Below are 25,337 nucleotides of genomic sequence, written 5' to 3'. Positions count from 1 at the left end.
TCGCGGAGGTGGTGGAGCGCGATGCACCGCTAGAGCTTGCGAAGTCCACTGAGCACCCTTTCGAGCAGTGTCACGTCCGGTGCGCCGCCGGGCTCGCTGCTGCTTCCCGGCTGGTGGATGGCGACCATCCCGGCCTCGGCCAGGTCGGCGACGAGGATACGGGCCACACCCAGGGGTATGGCGAGGAGCGCCGAGATCTCCGCCACCGACTTGACCTCCTGGCAGAGGTGGCAGATCCGCTGGTGCTCGGGCAGCAGACCCATCAGCTGCGTCGGGTCCGCGCTGGTGCTCACCAGCGCCTCTATCGCGAGCTGGTAGCGCGGGCGGGTGCGGCCCCCGGTCATGGCGTACGGCCGCACCAGCGGCTGGTCGCCCTCGCCGTCGTACGGCATGTGACCGTTCGGGCCACCGTACGGACCGGGTGAGGCGGGCGGCGGGGTCATGGCTCCTCCGAGCGAGGCATGAGGTCGGCGATGCGGACTGTGGTGCTCATGTGGGGGGAGCGTTCGTCAGTTCAGGAGGCTTCCCTGCAGTTCGGCGCGGAGGTCCGGCGTCAGCACCGTACCCGCGCGGTCCACCAGCAGGGCCATCTCGTAACCGACCAGACCGATGTCCGCCTCCGGGTGCGCCAGCACCGCCAACGAGGAACCGTCGGAGATCGACATGATGAACAGGAACCCGCGCTCCATCTCCACCACCGTCTGATTCACCGCACCCCCCTCGAAGATCCGCGACGCACCAGCGGTCAGCGAGGTCAGACCCGACGCGACCGCCGCCAACTGATCGGCACGATCCCGCGGAAACCCCTCGGACATGGCCAGAAGGAGGCCGTCGGCGGAGACCACCACCGTGTGCGACACCCCCGGGGTGTTCTCCACGAAGTTGGTGATCAACCAGTTCAGATTCTGCGCCGCCTGGCTCATCGGACTCAACTAACGCTCCTGCTGGTAGGTGGGGCCTGTGCCGCGGCCACCGCCGGTCCGGCCGCTGCCGGCCTGTCGACCCTGCTGAATGCCCCGGCGGAGATTGGTCAGCCGGCCGCGCACGTCGTCGGGCGCACGCGAGACCTGCGGACCGGCCGGCGCGGACGACCTCTGCTGCGCGGTCCCCGCCACCAGGTTGGCGCGGGGCACGCGGCGCGGCAGGCCGGATGTGGTGACGCCGCCCGCGGCGGGCTGGCGGAGCTGTTCGGCCCGGCGCCAGCGCTCGTCGTTCGGGCTCTCCTGCCATCCGGCTCCGCCCCGGCCGCCGGAACCGCCGGCCGCGGACGACCGCTGCGGCGCGACCGGGGCCGCCCCGTCCGGCCGCCGCTCACCGGAACCGCCGGCCGCCGCGCCGGGGGTCTGCTGCCGGGTGTCCGACGACTGCGCGGTCGGCCCGTCCTGGGCGGCGTGCTTGGCGCTGAACCAGCTCGACTCGACCGACTCGAAAATCGGAGTGCGCTCGTCCGAGCCGGTGGAGGGCGAGCTGCCGGGCAGTTCGTAGCCGGATCCCCCGCGCGCGGAGGACTGGTCCTGCCCGGGGAACCGGCCGGTGTCCTGCGGGCCCTGCGGACGCGAGAACTCACCGGTGTCCTGCGGGCCCTGCGGACGCGGGAACTCACCGGTGTCCTGCGGACGCGGGAACTGGCCGGTGTCCTGCGGATCCTGCGGACGCGGGAACTCACCGGTGTCCTGCGGACGCGGGAACTGGCCGGTGTCCTGCGGGCCCTGCGGACGCGCGAACCGGCCGGTGTCCTGCGGGCCGTGGGGCGCCTGCAGGCCCCCGCCCGGCTCCAGACGCGGCAACTGGGCGGTGTCACCGGGGCCGGCGGGCTGCCGGTGCGTCCCCGTCTGTTCGGGACGGGCGAACTCCGAGGTGCTCTCGGCCTCCTCGTGGCCGCGCGGCGCGTCGGGCGCCTCGGCCCACCCGGTGGCCCGGTCGCCCTGACCGTCGGCCCAGCTGGGACGCCGGTCGCCCGACCCGGCGGGCAGCGCGCTCGCGGGAGTCTTTCCGCGCTGCGGCAACTGCCCCTGGCCGGTGTGGGCGTCGGGCTGCGGGCCGGTGCCGAAACCGCTCGGGGCACCCGCGCCCGCCGGGGCCCCCGCGGGACGGCCGGGACCGGCCGGACCACCGGGACCGGCCGGGCCGCCCGGACGCCCGGGACCGCCGAAGCCGCCGCCGCCCGCGGCGGAACCGCCGCCCGGCAGCGCGGCGCGCGAGGAACCGCCCTGGACCTGGTTGCGGGTGGGCAGCGCCCCGAGCCGGCTGGTGCCGGCGGGCGGGGCCCCGCCGCCCTGCGGCTCACGCCGGAGCGTGGCGGAGGGGCCGGAGCCCTGGCTGCCGTCGCCGCCCGGCTTCTGCTGCCCGCCGCGCTGGGTGACGTCCACCGGAAGCATGACCAGCGCGGTCGTGCCGCCGGAGTCGGAGGGCCGCAGCTGGATGCGGATGCCGTGGCGCAGGGAGAGGCGGCCGACCACGAACAGGCCCATGCGCCGGGAGACCGAGACGTCCACCGTCGGCGGGTTGGCGAGCCGTTCGTTGATCGCCGCCAGGTCCTCGGGCGACAGGCCGATGCCGGTGTCGTGGATCTCGATCAGCACCCGGCCGTCGGGGAGGGCGTGACCGGTGACCTTGACCTTGGTCTGCGGAGAGGAGAACGAGGTGGCGTTCTCCAGCAGCTCGGCCAGCAGGTGCACCAGGTCGTTGACGACCCGGCCGGCGACCTCGGTGGTGGGGACGGCGCTGAGTTCGATGCGCTCGTACTGCTCCACCTCGGACGCGGCGGCGCGCAGCACGTCCACCAGCGGCACCGGGCGCGTCCAGCGGCGGCCCGGCTCCTCGCCCGCGAGGACCAGCAGGTTCTCGCCGTTGCGGCGCATGCGGGTCGCCAGGTGGTCCAGCTTGAACAGCGAGGAGAGCTGGTCCGGATCGGCCTCGCGGGACTCCAGCTCCGAGATCAGCGACAGCTGGCGCTGGATCAGGCCCTGGCTGCGGCGCGAGAGGTTGGTGAACATCGCGTTGACGTTCCCCCGCAGCAGCGCCTGCTCGGCCGCGAGGCGGACCGCCTCGCGGTGGACGTCGTCGAACGCCGCGGCCACCTTGCCGATCTCGTCGCGGCTGTGGACGCCGACGGACTCGACCGAGGTGTCGACGTCCTGCGGGTCGGCCTCGGAGAGCTGCTTGACCAGTTCGGGCAGGCGGCGGCGGGCCACGTCCTGGGCGGTGTCCTGCAGGCGGCGCAGCGAGCGCACCATGGAGCGGGCCACGACGAACGCGCCGACCAGCGAGATGCCGAGCACCAGCAGGACGAGGACACCGTTGATGAAGGCCGACTGCTGGGCCTCCGCGCGCAGCTGACGGGCCTGCTCGTCCATCTGCGTGAGGAGCGAGGCCTCGATCTTCTCCATCTGCTCGATCTTGACCCGGTCCTGGTCGAACCAGTCCAGGTACGAGCGGTTCTCCCGCGAGATGCCCTCGGGGTCCTTCACCACGCGCTCGGCGTACTGGTTGGCCGAGGTGATGTTGACGATGCCCTCGTCCAGCGGCTTGGTCAGCTCCGCCGCCCGGCTGCTGCCGTAGATGTCCCCGAAGCGGTTGAGCGCCGCGGACTCGCCGTCCCAGGCCGTCCGCAGGTAGAGGTGGTCGTTGTCCGAGAGCTTGGGGCCGCCCTTGCGGGCCAGGCCGGCGCTGATGATCGCGCGCTGCACGGAGGCGTACTCCTTGGCGGCGGAGAACGCGGCCAGCGCGCGGGTGCTCTGGATCATCTCCGGGTTGCTGGTGGCCTGCGCCATGTCCTGGGACAGGCCCAGCAGCGACTCGATGAGCTGGTTGTAGTCGTTGACCGTCTGCGCGACGTTGTCCGGGTTGTCGTACGCCCGGTCGCGGATGCTCTTCAGCCGGTTGAGCTGCCGGTGGATCTCGGTGACCGAGGCCCGGACGCCGGAGAGCACGTCGTTGTCGGCGTCGTCGAGGCCCGCGGTCGCGTCGAAGAACGCGCCCTTGACCTGGTCGGTCGTCTCGCGCGGGGCGACGACCGTGTCGTCCTTGGGGTTTCCGGTGCCGGTCAGCGGACCGGCCGAGCGGTCCCGCTCCTCCTGGAGGGCCGCCGCCAGCTCCGTGGCGTGCTCGGTCATCTCCGTCAGGAGCTTCATGTTGTCGAGCTGGTCGACCTCCGCCAGCGAGGTGTTGATGCGCAGCACGCCCAGCGAGGTGGCCGCCACGACCGGAAGGGCCAGCAGCGAGACCAGCCGGGTGCTGATGCGCCAGTTGCGCAGGGCGAGGCGGGAGCCCGCCGCACTGGGCTCCTTGGGCTTCGGAGCACCTTCGGGCTCTCCGGCCGGCTGTGTGCCGGCGCGCCTGCCTCCGTCGGCGTCGAGGGCCTGCTCCCGGCCACCGCTCCCCTGGGCGCGCTGGGCCGAGGAGCCGCGGTCGGTCGCACCGCGCAGCTCCGGGTCCCCCACAGCGCTGCCATCCCTCTTGAAACGTCCCTGCACTAGCGTCGCAACCTCTGGACCAGGCGTCCCCCCGCGAACGGCGGAACGGTATCGAGTCGGGAGGGCCCGAGGCCCCCCTGACGGTCGTGAGTGACCGGCGCGCCTCCACGTCACCGCCGCGCGGCGCTTCCATGCGCCCCTTGCGCGCCGGTTCGTCTACGGCGGTCCGTGGAATTCCAGCACAGTGCCGGATCTCCAACAAGGGCTGTGGATAACCCCACAACGGGCGTCACGCTGCGCAGAGACCGGGTGGCGCAGCGTGTATCGCCATAGCTCTCATTGCGGACTTTCGGCAGCTAGCGCCGCAGTCGGACCCCGGCGGCGCCCCCTGCCCCGGTAGAGCCGCCGGAGGACGGAAAACCCGACTTGAGGCCTGTATGTCCGTTTGTCGGTCCACCAGAAGTGGCCCGGTATACGGCTTTTGACCGACGAGTCGTGAGTAAAATCACAGGTCAATCGCTGTAGGAGTCATCCCCGGAGGGGAAGGGGGACCCTTACGCTCACCTTTTACGGAACGCTGGTAAACCACAAGAAGGCGAACGGGGCAGACTCGGTGAAGACGACCACGATCACGCGCAGCGTTGCCAATCCGCGGCGCACGACCCTGGCCCACCTCAAGGACGCCGCGGAGCTCACCGCGGTTTCCCGCACGGAGCAGACCGAGGGGAAGCAGGCAGCCGTCCTGCCGGCCCAGACCGCCAACCCGCGGCGCACCGTCCTGGTGGACGCGCCCGTCGGCTGACCGCCCCGCACCGCCTGCCGGAACCGCGCAGCGGCCCCGTACGCGATCGCGTACGGGGCCGCTGCGCGGTTCCGGCAGGCCGTCGGCCCGCGGTTTCAGCCCTGCCAGCTGTGCGGGGCGCGGAAGCCGGAGACGCGCTCCAGGCGGCGCCAGCCGGCGGTGCTGCGGCGGGGGCGCGCGACGCCGGCGGTACGGCTGCGGTGTGCGGCGGCGCGGGCCAGCAGGAGGGCGGTGACGGCAGCGAGTTCCTCCTCGTTGGCGTGGCCCTTCTCCACACGGACCACGTCGGTGGCGGCGAGGGTGGCTGAGTCGTTCACGGGACGGTTCCTCACAGGTGTCGTGTCGTCGCTGGTGTCGTCGCGGGCGCGGCCGCGGGCCGCTACTGCGGGGGGTTGCCGTGCTTGCGGGAGGGCAGGTCGGCGTGTTTGGTGCGGAGCATGGCCAGGCCCTGGATGAGGGTGGCGCGGGTGTCGGCGGGATCGATGACGTCGTCGACCAGACCGCGTTCGGCCGCGTAGTAGGGGTGCATCAGCTCGGCCTTGTACTCCTTGACCAGCTCCGCCCGGGTGGCCTCGGGATCCTCGGAGGCGGCGATCTGCCGGCGGAAGATCACGTTGGCGGCGCCCTCGGCCCCCATCACCGCGATCTCGTTGGTCGGCCACGCATAGGTCAGATCCGCACCGATGGACTGCGAGTCCATCACGATGTACGCCCCGCCGTAGGCCTTGCGCAGCACCACCGAGATCCGCGGCACCGTGGCATTGCAGTACGCGTACAGCAGCTTCGCCCCGTGCCGGATGATCCCGCCGTGCTCCTGGTCCACCCCCGGCAGGAACCCCGGCACATCCAGCAGCGTCACCAGGGGAATGTTGAACGCATCGCACATCTGCACGAACCGGGCGGCCTTCTCACTGGCCTCGATGTCCAGCACCCCGGCCAGGTGCTGCGGCTGGTTCGCCACGATCCCCACCACCTGCCCGTCCAACCGGGCCAGCGCGCAGATCACATTGCCCGCCCACCGCTCGTGCACCTCGAGGAACTCGCCCTCATCGACGATCTCCTCGATCACCGCCCGCATGTCATAGGGCCGGTTGCCGTCGGCCGGCACCAGATCCAGCAGCGCCTCACCACGCCGGCCGACCGGATCGGCACACTCCACCCGCGGCGGCATCTCCCGGTTGTTCGACGGCAGCAACGACAGCAGGTAGCGCACCTCCGCCAGACACGACTCCTCGTCGTCGTAGACGAAGTGCGCCACCCCCGACGTCGCCGCGTGCACGTCCGCACCGCCCAGCCCGTCCTGGCTGATCTCCTCACCGGTGACCGCCTTGACCACATCCGGACCGGTGATGAACATCTGCGAGGTCCGCCGCACCATGAACACGAAATCCGTCAACGCCGGCGAGTACGCCGCACCCCCCGCACACGGCCCCAGCATCACCGAGATCTGCGGAATCACCCCCGACGCCCGGGTATTGCGCTGGAAGATCCCCCCGTACCCGGCCAGCGCCACCACACCCTCCTGGATGCGCGCACCCGCCCCGTCGTTCAGCGACACCAGCGGAGCCCCCGCCGCGATCGCCATGTCCATGATCTTGTGGATCTTCGCCGCATGCGCCTCCCCCAACGCACCACCGAAAATCCGAAAATCATGGGCATAGACGAACACCGTCCGCCCCTCCACCGTCCCCCACCCGGTCACCACACCATCGGTGAACGGCCGCTTGTCCTCCAACCCGAAACCCGTCGCCCGATGCCGCCGCAACGGTTCCACCTCGGAGAACGACCCCGGATCCAGCAGCAACTCGATCCGCTCACGCGCAGTCAGCTTCCCCTTCGCATGCTGCGCCTCGGTCGCCCGCTCACTCGGACCACACCGCACCCGCTCACGCACGGCATGCAACTCCGCCACACGACCACGAGCATCGGTCGGTTCCGCCTCACGCGGTGTCTGGGACAGATCGGTCATGTTCAGACCCTACGAAACAGCCCGGCTGTTCGCCGTCGTCAGATTCGTACAGTCTCGGCCCGTCATTCATGGCCACGCCGCACAGAACCACGCCTTCGCAGCGCCCACACCAGGGAAGACCCCCAGTTTCCTCCCGCGCGCGCTGTGGGGTTCCCACAGTGCGCGCGGGAGATCGTCCGTACCCGTAGGAGTGTTCCGTGACGGCCGGTCAGCCCACCGGCTCGACACCCGCTCGCAGCAGTCCGTAGGCGTAGGCGTCCACGAGCGCCTGCCAGGAGGCCGCGATGACGTTGTCGGCGACGCCGACGGTGGACCACTCGCCGCCGCCGTCGCCGGTGGAGACGAGCACCCGCGTGGTGGACTCGGTGCCGTGGGTGCCCGCCAGGATGCGGACCTTGTAGTCCACCAGCTCCATCTGGGCGAGTTCGGGGTAGATCCGCTCCAGTGCCACCCGCAGCGCCCGGTCGAGCGCGTTGACCGGACCGTTGCCCTCCGCGGTGGCGACGATGCGCTCGCCCTTGGCCCACAGCTTGACGGTGGCCTCGTTGGCGTGGGAGCCGTCGGGGCGGTCCTCGACGATGGCCCGCCAGGACTCGGTGGTGAAGAAGCTCTGCGGACGCCCCTCCACCTCCTCGCGCAGCAGCAGCTCGAAGGAGGCGTCGGCGGCCTCGTAGCTGTAGCCGCGCAGTTCGCGCTCCTTGACGCGCTCCACGATCCGCCCGACCAGCTCCCGGTCGCCGCCCAGGTCGATGCCCAGTTCCCGGCCCTTGAGCTCGATGGAGGCGCGGCCGGCCATGTCGGAGACCAGCATCCGCAGCCGGTTGCCCACCAGCTCGGGGTCGATGTGCTGGTAGAGGTCGGGGTCCACCTTGATGGCGGAGGCGTGCAGCCCGGCCTTGTGCGCGAAGGCCGACACCCCCACGTACGGCTGATGGGTGGAGGGGGTGATGTTGACGACCTCGGCGATGGTGTGGGAGATCCGGGTCGCCTCGCGCAGCGCGCCCTCGGGCAGCACCCGCATGCCGTACTTCAGCTCCAGCGCGGCGACGACGGAGAAGAGGTTGGCGTTGCCCACGCGCTCGCCGTAGCCGTTGGCGGTGCACTGCACGTGGGTGGCGCCGGCGTCCACGGCGGCCAGGGTGTTGGCGACGGCGCAGCCGGTGTCGTCCTGGGCGTGGACGCCCAGGCGCGCGCCGGTGTCGGCCAGGACGGTGCGCACCACGGCCTGGATCCGGGCCGGGAGCATGCCGCCGTTGGTGTCGCACAGGACCACCACGTCCGCCCCGGCCTCGTGGGCGGTGCGCACGACCTGCTTGGCGTACTCGGGGTTGCCCAGGTAGCCGTCGAAGAAGTGCTCGCAGTCGACGAAGACCCGGCGTCCGGCGGACCGCAGGTACTCCACGGTGTCGCGGACCATCGCCAGGTTCTCCTCCAAGGTGGTGCGCAGCGCCAGCTCGACGTGGCGGTCGTGCGCCTTGGCCACCACGGTGACCACGGGCGCCCCGGAGTCGACCAGCGCCCGCACCTGCGGGTCGTCCGCGGCGGCCACCCCCGCCCTGCGGGTGGCTCCGAAGGCGACGAGCTGCGCGTGGCGGAAGTCGATCTCCGCGCGGGCCCGCCGGAAGAACTCGGTGTCCCTGGGGTTGGCACCGGGCCATCCGCCCTCGATGAAACCGACACCGAAGTCGTCCAGGTGACGGGCGATGGCCAGCTTGTCCGCGACGGAGAGGTTGATTCCCTCGCGCTGGGCCCCGTCGCGGAGCGTGGTGTCGAAGACGTGGAACGCGTCGCCGAGAGGGGACGCGCTCCCCGGATGCCGGGAGTCCGCGGCGTCGGTCATGCTGGTCAGGCTCCTGTCGGATGAGAGTAGGTCCGGAAGGCTTGGCCCCACTTGTCCCCTCGTCCCGCGCGCCTTCGCCTCCGGCGGGATGGACCGGAAAACGAAAAGACCCCTCGCGGGTGCGAGAGGTCTGCGCGCGGGTCTGGGACACGGTGTCCGCCACCGCACCGGGTCTGTGCGAGGACGGTCACTGCGGACCGGCGCGCCTGCTGCCGATAATCATGGCGAGCTGAGGCACGGGGACAGTCTGCCACGGATCCGTGCCGCCGGGAGGGCGGTCTCACGATGTGGTCGCCGGAACGGGACACCGGCTCCGTCCGGGAGGGGGCGGAGCGAGGCGGGGCCGGGCGCCGCCTCGCTCCGCCGCTCCCCGCCGCCGCGGTCCGCCCCCGTCCGTGCCCCACCGGGACGCGGGCGGGCCGCGACGGCGGTCGCCGGCGCGCCGGGCCGTCAGGCGAGCCGGTGCATCCAGCCGTGCTTGTCCTCCGCGCGCCCGGTCTGGACGGCCAGCAGCGCCTCGCGGAGCCTCATGGTGATCTCGCCCGGCTCGCCGTCGCCGACGGTCCACTCCCCGTCCGCCGACTTCACGGTGCCGACGGGGGTGATGACGGCCGCCGTGCCGCAGGCGAACACCTCGCTGATCGAGCCGTCGGCGTTGCCCTCGCGCCACTCCTCGACGGAGATGCGGGCCTCCTCGGTGCGGTAGCCCAGGTCCGCGGCGATGGTCAGCAGCGAGTCGCGGGTGATGCCCGGCAGCAGGGTGCCGGTCAGCGCGGGGGTGACGACGGTGGCGTCCGCTCCCGTCCCCCTGACGAAGTACAGGTTCATGCCGCCCATCTCCTCGATCCAGCGGCGCTCGTCGGCGTCCAGCCACACCACCTGGTCGCAGCCGTGTCCGGCGGCCTCGGCCTGGGCGACGAGGGAGGCGGCGTAGTTGCCGCCGGTCTTGGCCTCGCCGGTGCCGCCGGGGGCGGCACGGACGTACTCCTTCGACAGCCACACCGAGACCGGCTTGACGCCGCGCGGGAAGTAGGCGCCGGCCGGGGAGGCGATCACCATGAACAGGTACTCGTTCGCGGGCCGCACCCCGAGCCCGACCTCCGTGGCGAACATGAAGGGCCGCAGGTACAGCGACTGCTCCGCCTGGCTGGGCACCCACGCCACGTCCTGCTGGACGAGCAGGTCGCACGCCTCGACGAAGGCCTCCACCGGCAGCTCGGGCATGGCCAGCCGGCGCGCGGAGCGCCGGAAGCGCTCGGCGTTGGCCTCCGGCCGGAAGACGGCGACGGAACCGTCGGACTGGCGGTACGCCTTCAGGCCCTCGAAGATCGTCTGGGCGTAGTGCAGCGTCATGTTCGCCGGGTCCATCTGGAGCGGCGCGTACGGCTGGAGCTGCGCGTCGTGCCAGCCGCGGCCCTCGGTCCACCGGATGGTGACCATGTGGTCGGTGAAGTGGCGGCCGAACCCGGGGTCGGCCAGCACCGCCTCGCGCTCCGCGTCCGGCAGGGGCTGCGCGGAGGGCTTGAGGTCGAACTCGATACGGGGCGTCGTCATGGTGAGCGCGTCCTTCACTGGGTGTCGTGGCGGACCGCACTCCCGCGTTCCCGCGGGTACTAGGACGTCCGAGCTTCCTCGCCTACAGCGGCCCCATCTCCGATTATCGGAGATGGGCGGCCGCACGGCGGACACGGGTGGGCGGTCCTGGGGTAGATGGTCGCACCCAACCGCCGAGTAGCACAGCGGCCGGGCGCCTGCGGGCCCGGCCGGAACGTGCGGCGGGGCTCGCTAGCCGGCTACTCGTACCGCGAGGGCGTCGCCGATCTCGTCGGTCGTGCGGGCGCCGGAGCGCTCCGCGAGGTCGGCGGAGACCGCGTCCTCGATGCGGGCCGCCTCGGCCTCGAAGCCGAGGTGGCGCAGCATCAGCGCGACGGACAGGACCGTCGCGGTGGGGTCGGCCTTGCCGGTGCCCGCGATGTCGGGCGCGGAGCCGTGGACCGGCTCGAACATCGACGGGAAGGCGCCGGTGGGGTTGATGTTCCCGGAGGCGGCCAGTCCGATGCCGCCGGTGACGGCGGCGGCGAGGTCGGTCAGGATGTCGCCGAAGAGGTTGTCGGTGACGATCACGTCGAAGCGCTCGGGCTGCGTGACGAAGAAGATCGTCGCGGCGTCCACGTGGAGGTAGTCGGTGGTGACCTCGGGATACTCCTCGCCGACCCGGTCGAAGATGCTCTTCCACAGGTGGCCGGCGTGCACGAGGACGTTGTTCTTGTGGACCAGCGTGAGCTTGCGGCGCGGCCGGGCCTTCGCCCGCTCGTAGGCGTCCCGCACCACGCGCTCGACGCCGTAGGCGGTGTTCACGCTGACCTCGGTGGCCACCTCGGCCGGGGTGCCGGTGCGCAGGGAGCCGCCGTTGCCGGTGTAGGGGCCCTCGGTGCCCTCGCGGACGACGACGAAGTCGACGTCCGGGCGGCCCGCCAGCGGGGTCGCCGTGTTGGGGAAGAGCCTCGACGGACGCAGGTTGACGTAGTGGTCGAAGGCGAAGCGCAGCTTGAGCAGGAGCCCGCGCTCCAGGACACCGGAGGGGACGGACGGGTCGCCGATCGCGCCGAGCAGGATCGCGTCGTGGCCCTTGAGCCGCTCCAACTCGGCGTCCGGCAGGGTCTCGCCCGTGGCGTGCCAGCGCTTCGCGCCGAGGTCGTACTCGTGCGTCTGCAGCTTCACGTCCTGCGGCAGGACGGCGGACAGGACTTTCAGGCCCTGGGCCACGACTTCCCGGCCGATGCCGTCACCGGGGATCACTGCGAGGTCGATGCTGCGAGACATGGGGGGACCCTACCGCTCATCCCAGGGGTCGACACGCGCCGTCCAGGATCCGGACCACCGGCCGGCCCCGCGCGGCGCCCGGTGCTCCCCGGACGCCGCCCGAGGGGCGGCGGGACCCTGCGGGCGACTCCCCGGGGCCTCAGTGGCCGGTGGCTCCGCCGTTGTCCCGGCGGTCCAGCGCCCGCTGGAGCGCCGCGGCGGCGTTGCGGCGGTCGGCGTCCCCGTGGTGCTGGTCGCGGGCGGCGTGGCGGGCACGGCGGCGTGCGGTCTCGTCCATGGTCGAACTCCTTGGGAACCGGAAGACGGGAAGAGGAGGGATTCCTGCGGGATTCCAGGCGCCGTGAGCGGCGGGGGCGGCCGGTGCGGCAGGGGTCGCCTGCGGCGGGCACCGCGCCTCATCCGCCATTCGCTGATGGAGCGAGACGTTCGGCTCCTACCAAAATAAGGGCTGGGAGCCGTGATGTCCCGCCAATTAGTTGGCCTTCCTACTATCTGAGACGGCACCCTCTTCGACCTGCGTCTCCTCCGTCACACCACTCGCCCCCCCCCGCCCGGCCCCGCCCGCGCAGGCCGACGCCCCCGACCGGGCGGAGCCGGGCGGGGGCGTCGGACACGGGCCGTCGAGGAGGGTTCAGCCCATGTGGGGGTAGCGGTAGTCGGTCGGCGGGACCAGGGTCTCCTTGATGGAGCGGGTGGAGGTCCACCGCATCAGGTTCAGCTTGGAGCCCGCCTTGTCGTTGGTGCCCGAGGCCCGGCCCCCGCCGAAGGGCTGCTGGCCCACGACGGCACCGGTGGGCTTGTCGTTGATGTAGAAGTTGCCCGCCGCGAAGCGCAGCACCTCGCAGGCGTGGGCCGCGGCGGCGCGGTCCCGGGCGATGACGCAGCCGGTCAGGCCGTACGGCGCCACCGACTCCATCTGCTCCAGCACCGCGTCCCAGTCGCCGTCGTCGTAGACGTGGACGGCCAGGATCGGACCGAAGTACTCCTGCCAGAACACCTCGCTCTTCGGGTCGGTGCAGGTCAGGACGGTCGGGCGGACGAAGTAGCCGACGCTGTCGTCGTAGCTGCCGCCGGCGATGACCTCGCAGGACGGGTCGGCCTTGGCGCGGTCGATGGCCGCCTTGTTCTTGGCGAAGGCGCGCTCGTCGATGACGGCGCCCATGAAGTTCGACAGGTCGGTGACGTCGCCCATGGTCAGGCCCTCGACCTCGGCGGCGAACTCCTCCTTGAAGCCGTTCTCCCAGATGGAGCGCGGCACGTAGGCGCGCGATGCGGCCGAGCACTTCTGGCCCTGGTACTCGAAGGCGCCGCGGGTCATCGCGGTCCTGAGCACCGCCGGGTCGGCCGAGGGGTGGGCGACGACGAAGTCCTTGCCGCCGGTCTCGCCGACCAGGCGCGGGTACGTCCTGTAGTTCTCGATGTTGTTCCCGACCGTCTTCCACAGGTACTGGAAGGTCTTGGTCGAGCCGGTGAAGTGGATGCCCGCGAGGTCCGGGTGGACCAGTGCCACCTCGGAGACCTCCTTGCCGTCACCGGTCACCAGGTTGATGACGCCGTCGGGCAGGCCCGCCTCCTCCAGCAGCCGCATGAGCAGCACGGCGGCGTGCGTCTGGGTCGGGGACGGCTTCCACAGGACGGTGTTGCCCATCAGCGCCGGGGCGGTGGGCAGGTTGCCCGCGATGGCGGTGAAGTTGAAGGGCGTGATGGCGTAGACGAAGCCCTCCAGCGGGCGGTGGTCCATCCGGTTCCACACGCCCGGGGAGTTGGCGACCGGCTGCTCGGCCAGGATCTGGCGGGCGTAGTGGACGTTGAAGCGCCAGAAGTCCACCAGTTCGCAGGGGGTGTCGATCTCGGCCTGCTGCGCCGTCTTGGACTGGCCCAGCATGGTGGAGGCGGCCAGCGTCTCGCGCCAGGGGCCGGCCAGCAGTTCGGCGGCGCGCAGGAAGACGGCGGCACGGTCGTCGAAGGAGAGCGAGCGCCACATCGGGGCGGCGGCCAGCGCGGCGTCGATCGCGTCCTGGGCGTCCTGCCGGGTGGCGTGGGCCGCGGTGCCCAGCACCGCCTTGTGGTTGTGGGGCTGTACGACGTCGAAGCGCTCCCCGCCGCCCATCCGCTTCTTGCCGCCGATGGTCATCGGCAGCTCGATCGGGTTCTCGGCGAGCTCCCTGAGCTTGGCTTCCAGACGGGCGCGCTCCGGCGTGCCGGGTGCGTAGGTGTGCACCGGCTCGTTCACCGGCGCGGGGACCTGGGTCACAGCGTCCATGGCCGTGTCTCCTTCGAGGGTTCGGTCGTGTCGTCGTGCGTTCGGACCGCCGGCCCGTGCGGCCGCCGCGGGATCCGGGCACTCAGTCTCTGGTGGCCAGCGAGCGGAGGAAGAACGCCAGGTTGGCGGGGCGCTCGGCGAGCCGCCGCATGAAGTACCCGTACCAGTCGGTGCCGTAGGGGACGTACACGCGCATCCGGTGCCCGGCCTCGGCCAGCCGCTCCTGCTCGGCGGTGCGGATGCCGTAGAGCATCTGGAACTCGTACTCGTCCGACTTGCGGCCGCAGCGCCGCGCCAGCTCCTGGGCGATGGCCACCATCCGCGGGTCGTGGGAGCCGATCATGGGGTAGCCCTCGCCCGCCATCAGGATCCGCAGGCAGCGGACGTAGGCCCGGTCCACCTCGTGCTTGTCCTGGAGGGCGACGGAGGCGGGCTCCTTGTAGGCGCCCTTGACCAGCCGGACCCGCGAGCCCGCGCCGGCCAGGGCGCGGCAGTCGTCCTCGGTGCGGTGCAGGTAGGACTGGAGCACGGCGCCCGTGGCGGGGAAGCGCTCGCGCAGCTTCGCCAGGATCGCCAGCGTGGAGTCGACCGTAGTGTGGTCCTCCATGTCCAGGGTGACGGTCGTGCCCGCCTCGGCGGCGGCCTCCACGACCGGGAGGACGTTGGCGTACGCGAGGTCCTCGCCGCCCGGCAGGGCCTGCCCGAAGGCGGAGAGCTTGACCGACATCTCGGCCCGCTCCCCCAGGCCCGCCACCCGCAGGGCCTCGGCCAGCTCCAGGTAGGCGTCCCGGGCGCGCAGCGCCTCACTGCGGTCGGTGACGTCCTCGCCCAGGTGGTCGAGGGTGACCTCCAGGCCGCGCCCGGTGAGGGTGCGGACGGTCGTCATGGCCTGGTCGAGGCGCTCTCCGGCGACGAACCGGTCCACCACGGGACGGGTGACCGGTGCGGCCGAGACGACGCGACGGATGCTGTCGCTGCGCGCGGCCGCGAGGAGCACGGGACCCAGCACGGGGCACCTCCACGGACGGATCTAGACGGTGGTCTTGCGGCTGGAGAGCCACCGTCGAACCTAAGGATCGCTCTCCCTTCCCGCCATCGACAGCTGTCACGCTTCCGTGGCCCGGATCTCATACATCTGTATGACAATGGAGGGATCCGCGGAAGGCGTCCGGGTCTTTCGGGGACGGTGTGAACGGAAGGCGGCGCAAGGGATGCGCGAGGACTACCAGGTGCTGGTCGACGAGGTGACCGCCCTCCTGGGCACCCCGGCCACCCTGGAGAACCGCGACTTCGGCCTGATCGCCTTCGGAGCGCACGAGGGCGACGGCGACGACACCGCCCTGGACCCGGTGCGCACCAGTTCGATCCTGCGGCGGCGCTCCAGCGCACGGGTGCGGGCCTGGTTCGAGAGCTTCGGCATCACCCGGGCGACGGGCCCGGTGCGCATCCCGCCGGATCCCTCGGCCGGGGTGCTGCGCGGACGGATCTGCGTGCCGGTGCGGCACGGCGGCGTGGTCCTGGGCTACATCTGGCTGCTGGACGACGGGGCGCTGGAGCTGTCCGACCCCCGGCTGGCGGACGTGCGGGCCGTCGCCGACCGCGCCGGCGTGCTGCTGGCCGCCGAGTCCCGGACGGGCACCCGGCTGGGCGAGCTGCTGCGCGTCCTGCTCACCGCGGCCCCGGGGCAGCGGGCGGCCGCGGAGGAGGCCGAGGCCGAGCTGGCCGGGGAGCTCGGCGCCGCCGCGGCCGGGCCGCTGACGGTGGTGGCCGTGGTGCCCTGGGCCGACGGCGCCGACGCGGAGCCCGCCGGCTTCTTCCCCGTCCTCCCCCGGGGCGTCCCCGGCGCCCTCGCGGGATGCGCGGTGCCCGCGGCGGCCTCGCCCGCGCCGGGCGGCCCGGGAGGGCTGGCCGTCCTGGTCCGGCTGCGCACCCCCGCCGGTCTGGAGCCGGCCCGCACCGCCGCCGAGCGGCTGCTGCGCTCGCCGCGCGCCGGCGAGCCGGGGCGGCCCGGCGCGGCGGCGGGGATCGGCGGTCCCTGCACGGGGCTGGGCGGGGTGCCCGCGGCCTGGCGGCAGGCGCTGGCCGCGGCGCGGGCGGCGCGGGCGGAGCGGCGGTTCGGCCCGGTGGCGCAGTGGGACGGGATCGGTCCGTACCGGATGCTGGCCGCACCGGGCGGCGCCGCCGCCGGGGAGCCGGATCCGTCGGTGCGGGCGCTGCTGGAGCCCGGCCACCGGGAGCTGGCCCGCACCGCCGAGGCGTTCCTCGACTGCGCCGGGCAGGCGGGTCGCACCGCGGCGCTGCTGGGCGTCCACCGCCAGACGCTGTACTACCGGCTGTCGCGGGTCGAGCAGCTCACCGGCCTGGACCTGGACGACGGCGAGGACCGGCTGCTGCTGCACATGGCGCTCAAGAACGCGCGGCTCCTGCGCCCCTGACGGGCGGAGGGCGGGGCCGAGGGGCGGACGGGTGCGGCCCCGGCACGGATGTCCGTGCCGGGGCCGCCACCACTTCACTCCGAGGAGTGAGGGAGGATCAGTCCTCCAGGTTGACACTGCGGGCCGAGGTGGCGCCGATCTCACCGGCGATCTCGGCGAGCACCGCGGGCGGGATGGGCCCGTCCACGGTGAGGGCCACCAGCGCCTCGCCTCCCTCCTCGGAGCGGGAGACCTGCATGCCGGCGATGTTGACGCCCGCCTCGCCCAGGACGCGCCCGATCGTGCCGACCACGCCGGGGCGGTCGGCGTAGCGCAGGAACGCCATGTGGTCGGCGAGCGCCAGGTCGATGTCGTGCTCGCCGACGGCGACGATCTTCTGGAGGTACTTCGGGCCCGACAGGGTGCCGGAGACCGAGACCTCCTCGCCGTCCGCGAGGGTGCCGCGCACCGTCACCACGTTGCGGTGCTCGGGCGACTCCGAGCTGGTGGTCAGCCGCACCTCCACGCCGCGCTCCTGGGCGAACAGCGGCGCGTTGACGTAGCTGACCGTCTCGTCCACCACGTCCTCGAAGACGCCCTTGAGCGCGGAGAGCTCCAGCACCTTGACGTCGTGCTGGGTGATCTCGCCGTAGACCTCGACGTCGAGCCGGACGGCGACCTCGCCCGCCAGCGCGGTGAAGATCCGCCCCAGCCGCTCGGCCAGCGGCAGCCCAGGCCGCACCTCCTCGGCGATCACGCCGCCCTGGACGTTGACCGCGTCCGGGACCAGCTCCCCGGCCAGCGCCAGCCGCACGGACCTGGCCACCGCGATCCCCGCCTTCTCCTGGGCCTCGCCGGTGGAGGCGCCCAGGTGCGGGGTGCACACCACGTTGTCGAAGGCGAACAGCGGGGAGTCGGTGCACGGCTCGGTGGCGTACACGTCCAGGCCCGCGCCCGCGACCCGGCCCTCCTTCAGGGCCGACAGCAGCGCGTCCTCGTCGACGATGCCGCCGCGCGCGGCGTTGACGATCCGCACCGTCGGCTTGACCTTGCGCAGCGCCTCGTCACCGATCAGACCCAGCGTCTCGGGGGTCTTGGGCAGGTGCACGGTGATGAAGTCCGACACCTCCAGCAGCTCGTCCAGGGAGAGCAGCTTGACGCCCATCTGCGCGGCCCGCGCGGGCTGCACGTAGGGGTCGTAGGCGACGATCTTCATGCCGAAGGCCGACATGCGCTGGGCGACCAGCACACCGATGCGGCCGAGGCCGACGACGCCGAGGGTCTTCTCCGACAGCTCGACGCCGGTGTACTTGCTCCGCTTCCACTCGCCGTTCTTCAGGGCGGTGTTGGCCTGCGGGATGTTGCGGGCCGTGGAGATGATCAGGCCGCAGGCCAGCTCGGCCGCGGTGACGATGTTGGAGGTCGGCGCGTTGACGACCATCACGCCGGCCTTGGTGGCGGCGGAGACGTCGACGTTGTCCAGGCCGACGCCGGCGCGCGCGATGACCTTCAGCCGCCGGGCGGCCGCGATGGCCTCGGCGTCGACCTTGGTGGCGCTGCGCACCAGGATGGCGTCGACGTCGGCGATGGCCGGGATCAGCTCGGCGCGGTCGGCTCCGTTGCAGTGCCGGATCTCGAAGTCCGGGCCCAGGGCGTCGACCGTGGCCGGGGAGAGTTCTTCGGCGATGAGTACTACGGGTTTGCTCACTTCGGTCTTCAGTCCTCACTGGTCCTTGGGGCCCCTCCCGTCACCCCGGGGTGACGGGCGAGGACGGCCGCGTCCCGACGGCCGAGGGCGGTGGAGGTAGGCAGCCGCGTGGAGACGCACGACGCTGTGAGCCTGTGACGCGCTTGGTCACGAGTGTATCGGCGCGGGGGCGGCCCCGGTGGCCGTTCGCCGGTCACCGGGGCCGCCGCGCCGCACGGACGGGCCGCTGCCGTCCACCTGCGGGCGGAGAGCGGTGGGTGGGCGGACCCGCTCAGTCCTCGTCGCCGACCCAGCTCATGAGCTTGCGCAGCTCGCGGCCGGTGGTCTCCAGCAGGTGGTCGGAGTCGGCCTTCTTGTACTCGTTGTACTTCGGCAGCCCGGCGCTGTACTCGGCCATCCAGTTCCTGGCGAAGGTGCCGTCCTGGATCTCGGCGAGCACCTTCTTCATCTCGGCCTTGGTGTTCTCGTTGATGATCCGCGGGCCGGTGACGTAGTCGCCCCACTCGGCGGTCTCGGAGACCGACCAGCGCATCTTCTCCAGGCCGCCCTCGTACATCAGGTCCACGATCAGCTTCAGCTCGTGGAGGCACTCGAAGTACGCGATCTCCGGCTGGTAGCCGGCCTCGACCAGGGTCTCGAAGCCCGCCTTCACCAGGGCCGAGGCACCACCGCACAGCACGGCCTGCTCGCCGAACAGGTCGGTCTCGGTCTCCTCGGTGAAGGTGGTCTTGATGACGCCGGCGCGGGTGCCGCCGATGCCCTTGGCGTACGACAGCGCCAGCGGGAAGGCGTTGCCGGTCGCGTCCTGCTCGACGGCCGCGATGCACGGCACGCCGCGGCCCTCCTCGAACTGGCGGCGGACCAGGTGGCCCGGGCCCTTGGGGGCGACCATGCAGACGTCCACGCCGGCCGGGGGCTTGATGAAGCCGAAGCGGATGTTGAAGCCGTGCCCGAAGAACAGGGCGTCGCCGTCCTTGAGGCCCGGGGCGATGGACTCCTCGTAGACCTTGGCCTGGATCGGGTCCGGCACCAGGACCATGATCACGTCGGCCTCGGCGGCGGCCTCGGCCGGGGTGACCACGCGCAGCCCCTGCTCCTCGGCCTTCGCCCGGGACGCGGAGCCCTCCAGGAGGCCGACGCGGACGTCGACGCCCGAGTCGCGCAGCGACAGGGCGTGGGCGTGGCCCTGGCTGCCGTAACCGAGGACCGCGACCTTGCGGCCCTGGATGATGGACAGGTCGGCGTCGGCGTCGTAGAACAGCTCGGCCACTTGGGATATCTCCTTGTTGTTCCTGCCGTACGGAGCTCTCGCCGTACGGGTCGGGGGTGCGGTCGGCCCGTCCCCGGACCGCCTCCGGGGCCACCGTATGCCGCCGCGGGCGGGGACGGGCCGGGGTCTCGCTATGCGGTCCGGTCCAGGGCGCGCAGCGACCGGTCGGTGATCGACCTGGCGCCGCGGCCGATCGCGATCGTGCCGGACTGGACCAGTTCCTTGATGCCGAACGGCTCCAGCATCCTGAGCATGGCCTCCAGCTTCTCGCTGCCGCCGGTCGCCTCGATGGTGACGGCCTCCGGGGAGACGTCGACGGTCTTGGCGCGGAAGAGCTGGACGATCTCGACGATCTGCGAGCGGCTGTCGTTGTCGGCGCGGACCTTCACCAGGACCAGTTCGCGCTGGACGGCCGAGGACGGCTCCAGCTCGACGATCTTCAGCACGTTGACGAGCTTGTTGAGCTGCTTGGTGACCTGCTCCAGCGGGAGGTCCTCCACGTTCACCACGATGGTGATGCGGGAGATGTCGGGGTGCTCGGTGACGCCGACGGCGAGCGAGTCGATGTTGAAGCCGCGGCGCGAGAACAGGGAGGCGATCCGGGCGAGGATGCCGGGGGTGTTCTCCACCAGGACGGAGAGCGTGTGCTTGGACATCGGGCGTGGTGCTCCGTTCCTAGGGTTCCTCTGGGTTCTCAGTCGTCGCCGTCGCCGAAGTCGGGCCGGACGCCGCGCGCCGCCATGACCTCGTCGTTGGAGGTGCCTGCCGCCACCATCGGCCAGACCATCGCGTCCTCGTGGACGATGAAGTCCACGACGACGGGGCGGTCGTTGATGGAGTTGGCCTTCTCGATGACCGCGTCGAGCTGGTCGGGGGACTCGCAGCGGATGCCGACGCAGCCCATGGCCTCCGCCAGCTTCACGAAGTCCGGCACGCGGGTGCCTCTGGGCGCCCCGCCGCCGGACTGCGCGTCGGGGCCGCTGTGCAGCACGGTGTTGGAGTAGCGCTGGTTGTAGAAGAGGGTCTGCCACTGGCGGACCATCCCCAGCGCGCCGTTGTTGACGATCGCGACCTTGATGGGGATGCCGTTGAGCGCGGCGGTGACCAGTTCCTGGTTGGTCATCTGGAAGCAGCCGTCGCCGTCGATCGCCCAGACGGTGCGGTCGGGGAGGCCGGCCTTGGCGCCGAGGGCGGCCGGGACGGCGTAGCCCATGGTGCCCAGACCGCCGGAGTTCAGCCAGGTGGCGGGCTTCTCGTACCTGATGAAGTGCGCGGCCCACATCTGGTGCTGGCCCACTCCGGCGGCGAAGACCGTGCCCTCGGGGGCCAGGGCGCCGATGCGCTCGATGACCTGCTGCGGGGCCAGGGAGCCGTCCTCGGGCAGGTCGTAGCCGAGCGGGTAGGTCTCGCGCCAGCGTTCCAGCTGCCGCCACCACTCGGTGTAGTCCCCGGTGTTGCCCGCCTCGTGCTCGGCGCGGACGGCCACCACGAGGTCGGCGATGACCTCGCGGGCGTCGCCGACGATGGGGACGTCGGCGGCGCGGTTCTTGCCGATCTCGGCCGGGTCGATGTCGGCGTGGACGACCTTGGCGTACGGCGCGAAGGAGTCCAGCCGCCCGGTGACGCGGTCGTCGAAGCGGGCGCCGAGCGCGACGATCAGGTCGGCCTTCTGCAGGGCGGTGACGGCGGCCACGGTGCCGTGCATGCCGGGCATGCCCAGGTGCTGCGGGTGGCTGTCGGGGAAGGCGCCCAGCGCCATCAGGGTGGTGGTGACGGGGGCGCCGGTCAGCTCGGCGAGCACCTTCAGCTCGGTGGTGGCGCCGGCCTTGAGGACGCCGCCGCCGACGTACAGCACCGGGCGGGCGGCCTCGCCGATCAGCCGGGCGGCCTCGCGGATCTGCTTGGCGTGCGGCTTGGTCACCGGGCGGTAGCCGGGCAGTTCGTGGGCGGGGGGCCAGGTGAACGTCGTCCGCGCCTGGAGGGCGTCCTTGGCGATGTCCACCAGGACCGGGCCGGGGCGGCCGGTGGAGGCGATGTGGAACGCCTCGGCGATCACCCGCGGGATCTCGGCCGGGTCGGTCACCAGGTAGTTGTGCTTGGTGACCGGCATGGTGATGCCGCAGATGTCGGCTTCCTGGAAGGCGTCGGTGCCGATCGCCCCGGAGGCCACCTGGCCGGTGATCGCCACCAGCGGGACGGAGTCCATGTGGGCGTCGGCGATGGGTGTGACGAGGTTGGTGGCCCCGGGCCCGGAGGTCGCCATGCAGACGCCGACCTTGCCGGTGGCCTGGGCGTAACCGGTGGCGGCGTGGCCCGCTCCCTGCTCGTGGCGGACCAGGACGTGACGCACCCGGGAGGAGTCCATCATCGGGTCGTAGGCGGGCAGGATGGCGCCGCCCGGAATGCCGAATACCGTGTCGGCGCCGACTTCCTCGAGAGAACGGATGAGGGACTGGGCTCCCGTGACGTGCTCGACGGTGGCGGGCTGCGGCTGCGCTCCGCCGGTACGGGCCCGCGGCTGCGGGCGGGGGGCCCCGGTGGCCTGCTCGGTCATCGCTTGTCTCTTCTCGGAGAGTGAGGGTTGACGCTCGTTTTGGGGTGGTGTGGGTGGCTGCCGGCGGGTCGCGCTGGGGTGCCGGTGCAACAAAAAACCCCTCGTGCCGTCAGGCAAGCGAGGGGAGCGCGTCGCTGTCGTCCACGGGGCGGGCATGCCCCGGGTCAGCCGACGCGCTGTCCAAGTACGAGAATTCGGGTGCGCATGGCACTGACCATCCTCCCGTGACGCAGGGGGTGTCAAGTGGGTGGGACGGACGTCTCACTATTTGAGCGCAACGGGGGATGCGGAAGGGCGCCGGCCCCGGCCGCCCCGCTCCCCCACATCGGCAGCGAACCGGCCACCACCACCGAGCGGCCACCGAGCGTGGTGCGCTGCTCACCATAGGGCACGGGGTAGCGCCCGCGGGCCATGGCGCGGCGCAGCCCGGGCTCGTCCAACGGCGCGGCGAAGACCGCTCCCTGGGCGTGGGTGCAGCCCATCGCGCGCAGCGCCGCCGCCTGTTCGGGCCGGTCCACCCCGTCCGCCACGGAGGCCATGCCGAGGTCTCCGGCGATCCGGAGCAGCCCGGAGGTGATCTTGCGCACCTTGGGCGACTCCAGCACGCCGTCGACCAGGGGGCGCTCCAGCCTCAGCACGTCGGCGGGGAGCCGGCCGAGCGCGACCAGGCCCTGGCCGCCGCCGAAGCCCGCCAGCGCGATGCCCACGCCGATCCGCCGCAGCGCCGTGACCCACAGCTCCAGCTCGTCCAGGGAGACCCCGGCGTCGCTGCCGGACACCTCGACGACCAGGGCCTCGGGCGGCAGCCCGTGCCGGGACAGCAGGGCCTCGACGGCGGCCGGGGCGGTGGCGCGGTCCGCCAGGCGGCGTGCGTCGATCCGCACCGACACCGGCACGGGGAAGCCCGCGCGGTGGCGCTCGGCGGCCTGCTCGACGGCTCTGGCCAGCAGCCGGTGCCCCGCTCCGCCGGACCCGTCCCCGCCCGGGGCCCGCAGCGCATCGGCATCCTGCGGCGAGTCCCCGGGCGGCAGGACGGCCTCCGGGACGGGGCGACCGCGCACCTGGGCGGCGACCGAGGCGATCCGGCCGCTGGAGAGCTCCACCACGGGCTGGTGGAGCAGAGGGGCCGCCGCCTCCTCGGGAAGCGCGCCGCGCAGCCGGCCGGCGGTCATCCGCTCGGCGCGGCGGACGGCCTCGGCCTGCTGCTGGGGCGCGTACAGCTCGACCCGGTTCTTGCCGGCCTGCTTGGCGCGGTACATCGCCAGGTCGGCGTGGCGCATCAGCACGGCCGGGGTCGTCCCGGGCTCGGCGAAGGCCACGCCGATGGAGGCGGCGACCCGCACCTCGCCGCCCTCGACGAGGTAGGGGTGCGAGAGGGCGGCGCGCAGCCGTTCGGCGATCTCCAGCACGCGGTACTCGCGCTCGGCGCGGTCGCACCGGTCGTCGCCGACGATGAGCGCGGCGAACTCGTCGCCGCCCAGCCGGGCCGCGGTGTCCCCCGCCCGCACGGACTCCTGGAGCCGCCGGGCCGCCTGCACCAGCAGTTCGTCGCCCGCCTGGTGGCCGACGGTGTCGTTGACGGCCTTGAAGCCGTCCAGGTCGATGTAGAGCACCGCCGTGTGGCCCGCGGCGGCGTCGCCCCGGCGGCGTCCGCCCAGCGCCTGGCGCACCCGGTCGGTGAACAGCGCGCGGTTGGGCAGGTCGGTCAGCGGGTCGTGGGAGGCGTTGTGCTGGAGCTGGGCCTGGAGCCGCACCCGCTCGGTGACGTCGCGGCTGTTGAAGATCAGCCCGCTCTGGTAGCGGTTGACGGTGGACTCGACGTTGAGCCACCGCCCCGAGGCGTGCCGGATGCGGCACTCGATGCGGGTGGAGGGCTCCTCGTCGGGCCGGGCGGCCAGGAAGCGGCGCACCTCGTGCAGGACCCGGCCGAGGTCCTCGGGGTGGATCAGGGAGGCGAGTTCGGAGCCGACCAGCTTGTCCGGCTCGCGGCCGTAGACGCCCGCGGCGGCCGGGGAGACGTAGCGCAGCATCCCGGCGGGGGAGGCGATCATGATGACGTCGCTGGAGCCCTGCACCAGGGAGCGGAAGTGGTTCTCCTTCTGGGCCAGTTCCTGGGTGAGGTGGATGTTGTCCAGCAGCATGATCCCCTGGCGCACCACCAGGGCGAGCACGACGGTGCAGCCGGTCAGCAGCACCACCCGGTCGATGGCCCCCCCGTCGCGGACGTTGTAGAGGATCCCCAGCGTGCACACGGCCGCCGCCAGGTAGGGCGTGAGGGCGGCCAGCGACCCCGCCATGGCGCCGTTCGCCGGGGCGGGCGGCCGGCGGACGGCGCGCACCGCCTCCGTCTCCCTCCCCTCCGCACTGCTCACCCAGGGCGCGTACGCCAGCAGCACGGAGCCGGCGAACCAGCCGGCGTCGAGCACCTGCCCCGAGGAGTAGTGCTCCCTCAGCAGGGGCGCGGAGAACAGGGCGTCGCACAGCACGGTGAGGGCGAGGGCGCCGATGACGGTGTTGACCGCCGAGCGGTGGGCGGAGGACCGGCGGAAGTGCAGGACGAGGACCATGCTGATCAGGACGATGTCCATCAGGGGGTACGCGAGGGAGAGCGCCACGAGGGAGACGGACTCGCCCTGCCAGTACGAGGGATGGTCGAGCGCCAGGCTCCAGGAGAGGGTGAGCAGCGAGCCGCCGATCAGCCAGGCGTCGAGGGCGAGGCAGACCCAGCCCGCGCGGTTGACCGGCCGCTTGGCCAGGACGAGCAGCCCGACGATCGAGGGGGGTGCGAAGAGGAGGAAGCAGAAGTCCGCGGGCGAGGGGCTCGGCACGGGACGGCCGAGCACCACCTCGTACCAGCCCCACACCGCGTTCCCCAGGCCGGCCATCGTCGACGAGACGGCGAAGAGCACCCAGGCGGGGCGGAACGGGTTGCCCGGGTGGGTGCGGGCGTAGTGGAGGCAGGAGGCCGCGGCGGCGAGGGCCGCGATGCTCAGCCCGAAGTCGCCCATGAAGAGGGCCACCGCCTCCGAGCCCCAGCCGAGCGCGGCGCCCACCGCGTACGCCCCGCAGATCGCGGCCAGGGTGAGCCTGGGAAGTGTCCTCGGTCCCCGCGCCGCGCCGCGCCGCCGCACCGGGCGGAGCAGCCCGGGGAGCCGCGGGAACTCCGTCTCCCGGAGGTTCATCACGCAGCCTCCCGGTACGGGCGGCCCGCTGGCGTGCGGAGCACCGCGGACCGGCGGTCCGTCCGGCGTCGGCCGTGTGGCCGGTGGTTCGTCCGGT

The 25,337-nt window shown here is 72.5% G+C and carries 18 protein-coding genes; 2 read left to right on the top strand and 16 right to left on the bottom strand.

Annotated elements, in window-relative coordinates; all coding sequences use genetic code 11:
• Positions 1-29: 29 nt before the first annotated feature.
• From ACFSJS_RS11470 to ACFSJS_RS11460, 3 genes are all read right to left on the bottom strand, one after another.
• Complete coding sequence (locus ACFSJS_RS11470) at positions 30-443, bottom strand: DUF742 domain-containing protein (RefSeq protein ID WP_380899247.1); 414 nt, start codon at positions 441-443, stop codon at positions 30-32.
• 66 nt (positions 444-509) lie between these two features.
• Positions 510-923, bottom strand: a complete 414-nt coding sequence (locus tag ACFSJS_RS11465) for a roadblock/LC7 domain-containing protein (protein WP_155072008.1) — start codon at positions 921-923, stop codon at positions 510-512.
• Between the two features lie 9 nt (positions 924-932).
• Positions 933-4,475 (bottom strand): sensor histidine kinase, encoded by a 3,543-nt coding sequence (locus ACFSJS_RS11460; protein ID WP_380899246.1) that lies wholly within the window; start codon positions 4,473-4,475, stop codon positions 933-935.
• Positions 4,476-5,028: 553 nt separating this feature from the next.
• On the opposite strand from ACFSJS_RS11460, the gene ACFSJS_RS11455 reads away from it, so the two are divergent.
• Complete coding sequence (locus ACFSJS_RS11455) at positions 5,029-5,217, top strand: hypothetical protein (RefSeq protein ID WP_380899245.1); 189 nt, start codon at positions 5,029-5,031, stop codon at positions 5,215-5,217.
• 95 nt (positions 5,218-5,312) lie between these two features.
• Here the strand turns inward: ACFSJS_RS11455 and ACFSJS_RS11450 are convergent, their stop codons facing one another.
• The 8 genes from ACFSJS_RS11450 to ACFSJS_RS11415 form a co-directional block, all read right to left on the bottom strand.
• Entirely contained in the window at positions 5,313-5,534 is a 222-nt protein-coding gene (locus ACFSJS_RS11450; RefSeq protein ID WP_380899244.1) for an acyl-CoA carboxylase epsilon subunit, read from the bottom strand.
• Between the two features lie 62 nt (positions 5,535-5,596).
• Positions 5,597-7,186 carry an acyl-CoA carboxylase subunit beta gene (locus tag ACFSJS_RS11445; RefSeq protein ID WP_380899243.1) on the bottom strand — a complete coding sequence of 530 codons (1,590 nt, stop codon included), beginning with the start codon at positions 7,184-7,186 and terminating at the stop codon, positions 5,597-5,599.
• 208 nt (positions 7,187-7,394) lie between these two features.
• Positions 7,395-9,026, bottom strand: a complete 1,632-nt coding sequence (cimA, locus tag ACFSJS_RS11440; RefSeq protein WP_380899242.1) for a citramalate synthase — start codon at positions 9,024-9,026, stop codon at positions 7,395-7,397.
• A gap of 450 nt (positions 9,027-9,476) precedes the next feature.
• Positions 9,477-10,580, bottom strand: coding sequence for a branched-chain amino acid aminotransferase (locus ACFSJS_RS11435; protein WP_380899241.1), 1,104 nt, complete (start codon positions 10,578-10,580; stop codon positions 9,477-9,479).
• A 231-nt stretch (positions 10,581-10,811) separates the two neighbouring features.
• The gene (locus tag ACFSJS_RS11430; RefSeq protein ID WP_380899240.1) at positions 10,812-11,849 is read right to left on the bottom strand and encodes a 3-isopropylmalate dehydrogenase; all 1,038 of its coding nucleotides are present in this window, start codon (positions 11,847-11,849) and stop codon (positions 10,812-10,814) included.
• A gap of 139 nt (positions 11,850-11,988) precedes the next feature.
• On the bottom strand, positions 11,989-12,126 hold the full coding sequence (locus ACFSJS_RS11425) for a hypothetical protein (protein ID WP_380899239.1): 138 nt from the start codon (positions 12,124-12,126) through the stop codon (positions 11,989-11,991).
• A gap of 354 nt (positions 12,127-12,480) precedes the next feature.
• Positions 12,481-14,112 carry an L-glutamate gamma-semialdehyde dehydrogenase gene (pruA, locus tag ACFSJS_RS11420; protein WP_380899238.1) on the bottom strand — a complete coding sequence of 544 codons (1,632 nt, stop codon included), beginning with the start codon at positions 14,110-14,112 and terminating at the stop codon, positions 12,481-12,483.
• 82 nt (positions 14,113-14,194) lie between these two features.
• Positions 14,195-15,121 (bottom strand): proline dehydrogenase family protein, encoded by a 927-nt coding sequence (locus ACFSJS_RS11415; protein WP_380899237.1) that lies wholly within the window; start codon positions 15,119-15,121, stop codon positions 14,195-14,197.
• Positions 15,122-15,323: 202 nt separating this feature from the next.
• On the opposite strand from ACFSJS_RS11415, the gene ACFSJS_RS11410 reads away from it, so the two are divergent.
• Positions 15,324-16,547 carry a helix-turn-helix domain-containing protein gene (locus tag ACFSJS_RS11410; RefSeq protein WP_380899236.1) on the top strand — a complete coding sequence of 408 codons (1,224 nt, stop codon included), beginning with the start codon at positions 15,324-15,326 and terminating at the stop codon, positions 16,545-16,547.
• Between the two features lie 97 nt (positions 16,548-16,644).
• On the opposite strand, the gene serA is transcribed toward ACFSJS_RS11410, so the two are convergent.
• The 5 genes from serA to ACFSJS_RS11385 form a co-directional block, all read right to left on the bottom strand.
• Positions 16,645-18,234, bottom strand: a complete 1,590-nt coding sequence (serA, locus tag ACFSJS_RS11405; protein ID WP_380899235.1) for a phosphoglycerate dehydrogenase — start codon at positions 18,232-18,234, stop codon at positions 16,645-16,647.
• A 271-nt stretch (positions 18,235-18,505) separates the two neighbouring features.
• Positions 18,506-19,504 (bottom strand): ketol-acid reductoisomerase, encoded by a 999-nt coding sequence (gene ilvC / locus ACFSJS_RS11400; protein ID WP_380899234.1) that lies wholly within the window; start codon positions 19,502-19,504, stop codon positions 18,506-18,508.
• 131 nt (positions 19,505-19,635) lie between these two features.
• Positions 19,636-20,160, bottom strand: a complete 525-nt coding sequence (ilvN, locus tag ACFSJS_RS11395) for an acetolactate synthase small subunit (RefSeq protein ID WP_380899233.1) — start codon at positions 20,158-20,160, stop codon at positions 19,636-19,638.
• A 38-nt stretch (positions 20,161-20,198) separates the two neighbouring features.
• Positions 20,199-22,058 carry an acetolactate synthase large subunit gene (locus ACFSJS_RS11390; protein ID WP_380899232.1) on the bottom strand — a complete coding sequence of 620 codons (1,860 nt, stop codon included), beginning with the start codon at positions 22,056-22,058 and terminating at the stop codon, positions 20,199-20,201.
• 239 nt (positions 22,059-22,297) lie between these two features.
• Entirely contained in the window at positions 22,298-25,240 is a 2,943-nt protein-coding gene (locus ACFSJS_RS11385) for a putative bifunctional diguanylate cyclase/phosphodiesterase (protein WP_380899231.1), read from the bottom strand.
• Positions 25,241-25,337 lie beyond the last annotated feature (97 nt).

This window comes from Streptomyces desertarenae (assembly GCF_042681365.1).
GTDB lineage: Bacteria > Actinomycetota > Actinomycetes > Streptomycetales > Streptomycetaceae > Streptomyces > Streptomyces desertarenae.
This window is presented reverse-complemented; position numbering and strand designations above follow the sequence as displayed.